The 1,634-nt window shown below is 75.4% G+C and carries 1 protein-coding gene; it reads left to right on the top strand.

The window, feature by feature from the left end; all coding sequences use genetic code 11:
* The coding region (locus tag ABZX61_RS65810) for a serine/threonine-protein kinase (RefSeq protein ID WP_355213255.1) at window positions 1-1,634 on the top strand (1,634 nt) is incomplete at both ends.

Genomic DNA, 1,634 nt, shown 5'->3' with positions numbered 1-1,634 from the left:
TCTTCCGACCCGCACCGCCTGGGACGGTACTGGCTGGTCGGCCGTCTCGGCGCGGGCGGCCAGGGCGTCGTCTACGAGGCGTACGGCGAGTCGGGCGAGCGGGTCGCGATCAAGGTGCCCAGGTCCGAGGGCGCGCAGGCGCGGGCCAGGCTGGCCAAGGAGGCGTCGGCGGCCCAGCGGGTGGCCTCGTTCTGCACTGCCAAGGTGATCGAGGCGCAGGTCGAGGTGGCTCCGCTGTACATCGTCAGCGAGTACGTCCCCGGCCTCAGCCTGCGGCAGGTCGTGGCCGAGTCGGGCCCCTACGAGGGCGACCGGCTGCGCCGTCTGGCCGTCGGCGTGGCGACCGCGCTGACCGCCATCCACCAGGCCGGCATCGTTCACCGCGACCTCAAGCCGGACAACATCATCCTCGGCCCCGACGGCCCTCGGGTGATCGACTTCGGTGTCGCCAGGGAGGTCGGGCCCACCACGAGCGGCCCGGTCATGGGCACGCCGAACTACATGTCGCCGGAGGTGTTCGACGGGCGCGCCGTGACCGAGGCGGCCGATCTGTGGGCGTGGGGTCTGGTCGTGTTGTTCGCGGCTCGGGGGGCTGAGGTGATCGAGCCCGGCGACCCGATGGCGGTCATCGGGCGGTTGCTCGACTTCACGCCGGACGTGGCCGGGCTGCCCGAACCGCTCGGCTCCCTCGTGGCGGCCGCCCTGTCCAGGAGCGCCGCCGACCGGCCGGCCGCCAAGCAGGTGCTGCTGCACCTGCTCGACGACACCGTCGCAGTCGGCACCGTCGCTGCCGGCACCGTCGCGGCCGGCACCGTCGCGGCAGGCGCCGCTGAGGAGGACCCGCTGGTGCGCGGCGGCACGCTGGCGGGCACGCTGAAGGGCCGGGCGGAGCCGGATCTGGGCGCGATCGCCGAGGAGCTCTACGCCGAGCTCACCGAGACCGAGCGGGCCAGCGTGCCCGAGGTCTTTCTGCGGATGATCGACGGCGACGCGCTCCGGCCGGTCGGCCGGGACGAGCTGCCTGAGACGGCGGCCGTTGACGCGCTGCTCGACGTGTTCGCCGCTGCGGGCATCGTCACGCGGGCCGGGACGGCGTACGCGCTGGCCATGCCGGGCCTGCTGCGCGCCTGGCCCCGGCTGGGCGAGTGGGTGGCGGGCAACAGCGCCGGGCTGCCCGTGCACCGCAGGCTCGCCGCCGCGGCCGCCGAGTGGGACGGCCACGGCCGCAAACCCGCCGACCTGCTGCAGGGCACCCACCTGGACCGGACCTTGCAGTGGGCGGCCACCGAGCGCAAGGACCTCACGCTCACCCGCCGCGAACGCGACTTCCTCGACGCGGCCGCCAGCCAGGCCCGCCGGCGCTCCAGGACGCGCAACCTGATCGCGGCGGTCCTGGCGGTCCTGCTGGTCGCCGCGCTCGGCGGGCTCGGCGCCGCCGAGTACCTGCGCAGGCAGTCCGACCGGCAGCGCGACGAGGCCCTGGCCAAGGAGCTGGCCCTGCGCGCCGACGGCCTGCGGGAGCAGGAACCGCGGCTGGCCCGGCTGCTGTCCGTGGCCGCCTGGCGGCTCGCGCCCGCGCTGACGGAGACGCGCGGCGCGCTGTACGAGTCGGCCTCCCGGCACACGAGCGACGT

The organism is Nonomuraea sp. NPDC003709, from assembly GCF_040610775.1.
In the GTDB taxonomy this organism is placed as follows: domain Bacteria; phylum Actinomycetota; class Actinomycetes; order Streptosporangiales; family Streptosporangiaceae; genus Nonomuraea; species Nonomuraea angiospora_A.
The sequence above is the reverse complement of the archived record's forward strand: the minus strand, read 5'-3'. Positions and strand labels throughout refer to the sequence as shown.